Source organism: Oscillibacter sp. CAG:155 (assembly GCA_000436875.1).
Classification (GTDB): domain Bacteria; phylum Bacillota; class Clostridia; order Oscillospirales; family Oscillospiraceae; genus Oscillibacter.
Genome location: FR890846.1, coordinates 31,337 through 37,545, shown reverse-complemented (window position 1 = coordinate 37,545; position 6,209 = coordinate 31,337). Strand labels below are relative to the sequence as shown.

Here is a 6,209-nt window from a genome sequence, read left to right as displayed (position 1 = left end):
AGGGCTTTGGTTGGTGTTGCCTTTTTGCTGCCCACTTAGCTGTTTCCATACTGTTTTACTCAAATTTTTCTTGTGTCTCCCTCTTGACTTATTACCATTGGACTTTCTGAGGGTGCTTCATTTCTGGAACAGTGTATCACATGCGGGGGAAAAATGCCATATAAATAGGGGAGAAGGAGGGATTTCTATGCCCATGATCTATCTGAGTCCATCGACGCAGGAGTGGAACCAGTATGTGACCGGCAGCGGTTCCGAGGAGTACAACATGAATCTGCTGGCCGATGCGCTGGAGCCCTATTTGCGCTCCAACGGCATCCAGTACCGGCGAAACCGGCCGGAGATGACGGCGGCCTCCTCCATCCGGGAGGCGAACCAGGGGGAATATGATCTGTATCTGGCCCTGCACTCCAATGCATCCGGTGCCGGCAGCTATGGTGAAAACCGGGGCATCATCGCGTTTTACTATCCCGGCAGCAGCGCCGGGCGGCGGGCGGCGGAGCTGATCGCCCAGCAGCTGCGGCAGATCTACCCGCTGCCGAATCAGGTTACCACCCGGGCCACAACCTCCCTGGGGGAAGTGCGTCAGCCCCGGTTCCCCTCCGTGCTGGTGGAGATCGGCTATCATGACAACTATGAGGATGCCGTGTGGGTGGAGGGCCATCTGGATGCCATTGCCCAGCAGCTGGCCCGGGCGCTGACGGAGTTTTTCGGTCTGCCGTTCATCTATCCCATGACGCCGGTTCCCGGCACAGTGGCCATTCAGTACGGAACGCTGAACCTGCGGGATTACCCCTCCTCTGACGGGGCCATTCTGGAAAACCTGCCGGCCGGTTCCACGGTCACGGTCTACGGCGAATGGGAGGGATGGTATGTGGTGCATTACGAGGGATATGTGGGGTACGCGGCAGCGGCATACATCGACATTGGGTAATCCGGCCGATGGGTGCATCTGGCCGCCGACGATATTTGGTAAAAACTCAGAGACGGTGCCGCCTGCTTTGGGGAAATTCACGACTTTTTCTTGACATGCAACGGTGGAACGATTAAACTAAAAAAGGATAATTATCGGAGGGCAGCAGGGGTGCCGTCCGATTGTTTTCTGACACATGCGATCAGTTTGATCTGCAGATACAGCGACCAATACCGATTTAACAGGAGGAATGTGAATCATGAGTCCCATCATCACCGCCCTGATCGGGCTGGTGGTCGGCGGTGTGATTTGCTTCCCTCTCGGTATTCGCTATCGGAAAAATGTTTCCGAAAAGGAAATCTCAAGCGCAGAAGAAGAGGGAACGCGCATCATCAATGAGGCCATCAAGAGCGCCGAAACCAAGAAGAAAGAGGCACTGCTGGAAGCCAAAGAAGAGATTTTAAAAAACCGCAGCGAGTATGAGAAGGAAGTAAAGGAACGCCGGGCTGACCTGCAGCGGCAGGAAAACCGCCTGCAGCAAAAGGAAGAAAACCTGGACCGCAAGACCGAGGCCATTGAGAAGAAAGAGGAATCTCTTGCCCAGAAGCACGCGGCCGCGGATAAGGAAAACGAGGAGATCAAGGCCATCAAGCGCAGCCAGACGGAGATGCTGGAGAAGATCTCCGGCTTTACCGCTGAGGAGGCCAAGGATTACCTGATTGCCCAAGTGGAAGCGGAAGTGACCCACGAGACCGCCCTCAAGATCAAAGAGGTCGAGTCCCGGATGAAAGAAGAGTGCGAGGCCCGCGCCCGGGAAGTGGTGGCGCAGGCCATCCAGCGGTGCGCCGCCGACCAGGTGGCTGAGATGACCGTCAGTGTGGTTCCCCTGCCCAATGACGAGATGAAGGGCCGTATCATCGGCCGGGAAGGCCGCAATATCCGCACCATTGAGACCCTGACTGGTGTGGATCTGATTATTGACGACACGCCGGAGGCCATCACGGTCTCCTGTTTCGAGCCGGTGCGGCGGGAGATTGCACGCCTGGCACTGGAAAAGCTCATCGCCGACGGGCGTATCCATCCTACTCACATTGAGGAGATGGTGGAAAAGGCCCGCCGTGAGGTGGATGCCACCATCAAAGCGGAGGGTGAGCGCGCCACCTTTGAGTGCGGCGTGCGGAACCTGCACCCGGAGCTGGTGAAGATGCTGGGCCGTCTCCATTACCGGACCAGCTACGGTCAGAATGTGCTGCAGCACTCCATCGAGGTCAGCCACATTGCCGGCATGATGGCGGCGGAACTGGGCGCTGATGTCCAGGCCGCCAAGCGGGCAGGACTGCTCCACGATCTGGGCAAGGCCGTGGACCACGAGATGGAGGGCACCCATGTGGCTCTGGGCGTGGAGTTCGCCCGGAAGTATAAGGAGCGGGATGACATCATCCACGCCATCGAGGCCCATCACAATGATGTGGAGCCCCGGACCATCGTGGCCTGCCTGGTACAGGCAGCGGACGCCATTTCCGCTGCACGGCCCGGCGCCCGGCGCGAGAATCTGGAGAACTACATCAAGCGCCTGGAGCAGCTGGAGGCCATCTCTACCTCCTTCCACGGCGTGGAGAAGGCGTATGCCATTCAGGCCGGACGGGAAGTCCGCGTGATGGTGAAGCCCGAGCAGGTCAGCGAGGACCAGATGGTCATCCTGGCCCGGGACTTGGCCAAGAAGATCGAGGAGGAAATGGAGTATCCCGGTCAGATCAAGGTCCATGTCCTGCGGGAGACCAAGGTCATCGAATACGCCAAATAAGAAACCATTCCGGCAAGCGGAGCGCAGATGCGCTCCGCTTGTTTCATTTGCCGGGGGAGATTCCCGCCGATGCCTTGACATTTCTGTGGTTCACCGATACAATATAAATTTAGTGAAAACACACGGATACCAGTGATTTGATAAAAAATGCAAAGGATTTGAGACGATGGCACAGGATAAAAGACAAGTAGACGCGATTACCAGCCGGGACGTGGATTTTGCCCAGTGGTACACGGATGTGTGCAAGAAGGCGGAGCTGATTGACTACACCTCCGTGAAGGGCCTTTTCATTTACCGGCCCTATGGCTACGCCATTTGGGAGAACATCCAGGCGGAGCTGGACCGGCGCTTCAAGGCCACGGGCCATGAGAACGTGTATCTCCCCGTGCTGATCCCGGAGTCCCTGCTCCAGAAGGAGAAGGACCACGTGGAGGGCTTTGCTCCCGAATGCGCCTGGGTCACCATGGGCGGCAGCGAGAAGCTGGAGGACCGCCTGTGCGTGCGCCCCACCTCTGAGACCCTTTTCTGCGAGCATTATGCCAATATCATCCACTCCTGGCGGGACCTGCCCAAGCTCTATAACCAGTGGTGCTCCGTGCTGCGCTGGGAAAAGACCTCCCGTCCCTTCCTGCGCCACCGGGAATTCCTGTGGCAGGAGGGCCACACCATGCACGCCACCGCAGAAGAGGCCCGGGAAGAGACCATGCGGATGCTCAACATCTATGCGGACTTCATGGAAAATGTCCTGGCCATGCCGGTGATCCGGGGCCGCAAGACCGACAAGGAGAAGTTCAACGGTGCTGAGGAGACCTATACTGTGGAGTGCATGATGCACGACCACAAGGCGCTTCAAGCCGGCACCAGCCACTACTTCGGCGACGGCTTTGCCAAGGCCTTCGACATTACCTTTGCCGGCAAGGATAACCAGCCCCACCATCCCCATCAGACCAGCTGGGGCGTTTCCACCCGGATGATCGGCGGTATCATCATGACCCACGGTGACGACAACGGCCTGGTACTGCCGCCCCGTATTGCCCCCGTGCAGGTGGTGGTGATCCCCGTGGCGGCTCACAAGCCTGGCGTGCTGGATGCTGCCGCCGCTCTGCGGGACCGTCTGCAGGTCGCCGGCGTGCGCACCAAGATGGATGACTCCGACAACTCCCCCGGCTGGAAGTTTGCCGAGTATGAGATGAAGGGCGTGCCCCTGCGGGTGGAGATCGGTCCCAAGGACCTGGAGAAGGAACAGTGCGTCATCGCCCGCCGGGATACCGGCGAGAAGGTGTTTGTGGCCCTCAGCGAGCTGGAGAGCAAGGTGCAGGAGCTGCTGGACGCTGTCCATGACAACCTCTTCGCCATGGCCCTCAAAAACCGGGAGGAGAACACCTTCGACATCAAGACCCCCGAGGAGGCCAAGACCATCGCCGAGGGCAAGGGCGGCTTCCTGCGGTCCAAGTGGTGCGGTTCTCTGGAGTGCGAGCTGGCCATGAAGGAGCGTGCCGGCGTCACTTCCCGCTGCATGCCGCTCCAGCAGAGTGGTACCGAGGGTACCTGCCCGGTATGCGGCAAGCCCTGCAAGACCGATATCTACTGGGGCGTGGCGTACTGATCTCCAGACTCTGCGAGGCTTTTCAACTGCGCGGAGCCCGCACGGCGGGCTCCGCGTTTTTTACAGCAAAGGAGACGATATGAAAAAGCAAATTTTTGCGGCGGTTCTGGCCTGTGCAGTGCTTGCCGGCTGCGGCCCTGTGCCGTGGAAGAATGGCGGCGGAGAGACAGCGGAGCGCACGACCATTGCCTATGTGCCCCTGGACGACCGGCCGGACAATGTGGAGCGGGCGGTGTATCTGGCGGAATCTCTGGGGTATCAGTTGGCCATGCCAGAGACCGACGACTACCGTACCCGCCTACAGGATCAGCCCCTCAATGAAAACGGTACCCAATACGGAGACCGGGCCGACCTTTACGAGTGGGTCCTGGCCCAGGAGGCGGCGGGATGCGACCGCTATATTCTCTCTCTGGACCAGCTGCTCTCCGGCGGGTTGGTGAACTCCCGCTCCATGTGGGAGCCGGAGCCTGTCACGCTCTCTGACGGCACCATACTGACAGAGAAGGAGTTGTTGGACAACCTCTTGACAACGCTGGCGGCGGACCCGAATAACCAGGTATGGCTCCTGGAAAGCGTCATGCGCTTGGCGCCCACAGTGGGATATGACCACTGGGATCTGGATGGCTATAACGCCCTGCGCGCCTATGGAATGGAAGGACGCCCGGTTCTGGAGGGAGACGCCCTGACCATCTCTAACATCGAGGCGGATTACCGTCTGGGATCTGGCGGCACGGTGCTGCCGCTGCCGGAATTCGATCTGGAGGAGTGGGAGGTGGCAGAATATCTCGCCGCCCGGACCCGGAAGCTGACCCTCTCGGACCAGATGCTGGAGACGGTGACTCAGCCGGGATATGAGAACTTTCATGTCCTCATCGGCATTGACGACTCCTCCGTGGAGGACAGCATCCAGAAAAATGAGATTGCCTACCTGCGCAGCCTCCTGCGGCAGGGAGACGCGCTGCTCTCCGGCGTAGATGATCTGGCCTTCAAGGCCATCGCCCGCTTATACTTGGATGAGACCGGCTGGCAGGGAGCCGACGTGACTGTGCAGTACTTTGGCGGTACCGAGGAGCAGCCTGCCTGCGACTATGACTATCAACCGCTGACCACCATCGTGGAGGAGCATACAGAGTTTTTCGACCTGACGCTGACAGCGGAGAATCCGGATCTGACGGTTCTGGTGCTGACGCAGCCTGCGGATGAGGCCCAGAAGGCGGCGTATTACGGCGCGCTGATCGACACGCTCAACGAATGCCGTGAGGAGGGAATGCCGACCATCCTCATTGACGCCGGAAACGGCACCTATGGGACGGCCTTCCACGATGCCCTGACAAAGGAGACGGAGCTTGGATGGCTTTTGAGCTATGCAGGCTTTTTGGATATGGCCATCGTCACAGGAACGGCTCTGAGCCACGGTGTGGCCCGGTACGCGGCACTGCAAAGCGGCAAGGCGGACACCGGGATGAACCAAGCCTGGGCGCTTACCATGGCGGACAGCGTGCTGAAGGACTTTTGCTATAAGAACGTGGTTCGGGAGGACCTCATTGCATACGTCCGCAACGACCTGGGGGGAAACCCCGATAACTTCTGGCAGCCTGCCGTCGATTTGGATGCAGTGCAGGCGCGGCTGGAGAGCGGGATGGATGCCGCTACGGCAGATGTGATAGAGAATTTAGAGCACAGCAATTTCCTCTCTGACCTGTCCGGGGAAGAGATCGGCTGGGGGGCTGTCACCCTTGGGAATTACCGCTTCCCCTGGGACCGTGCTTTTGAAATCAGCATGGACATCACCCTGGGGTCTTTTACAGAGCCCCACAAAAAGATTTTTGGTTTCTACTACAAATAAAAAAAGCACCCGGAACGACAGTTCCGGGTGCTTTTTGATTTAA

Annotated in this window: 4 protein-coding genes; all 4 read left to right on the top strand. The window is 58.8% G+C overall.

From position 1 onward, the window contains the following. Positions 1-187 precede the first annotated feature (187 nt). The 4 genes from QZL67_RS01775 to QZL67_RS01760 all read left to right on the top strand — a co-directional run bounded on the left by QZL67_RS01775 (position 188) and on the right by QZL67_RS01760 (position 6,166). Positions 188-931 carry an N-acetylmuramoyl-L-alanine amidase gene (locus QZL67_RS01775; RefSeq protein WP_022289066.1) on the top strand — a complete coding sequence of 248 codons (744 nt, stop codon included), beginning with the start codon at positions 188-190 and terminating at the stop codon, positions 929-931. A gap of 238 nt (positions 932-1,169) precedes the next feature. Further along, on the top strand, positions 1,170-2,714 hold the full coding sequence (gene rny, locus QZL67_RS01770) for a ribonuclease Y (protein WP_022289065.1): 1,545 nt from the start codon (positions 1,170-1,172) through the stop codon (positions 2,712-2,714). Between the two features lie 166 nt (positions 2,715-2,880). Further along, positions 2,881-4,320, top strand: coding sequence for a proline--tRNA ligase (gene proS / locus QZL67_RS01765; protein WP_022289064.1), 1,440 nt, complete (start codon positions 2,881-2,883; stop codon positions 4,318-4,320). 79 nt (positions 4,321-4,399) lie between these two features. Continuing rightward, on the top strand, positions 4,400-6,166 hold the full coding sequence (locus QZL67_RS01760; protein ID WP_022289063.1) for a DUF4127 family protein: 1,767 nt from the start codon (positions 4,400-4,402) through the stop codon (positions 6,164-6,166). Positions 6,167-6,209: the final 43 nt, after the last annotated feature.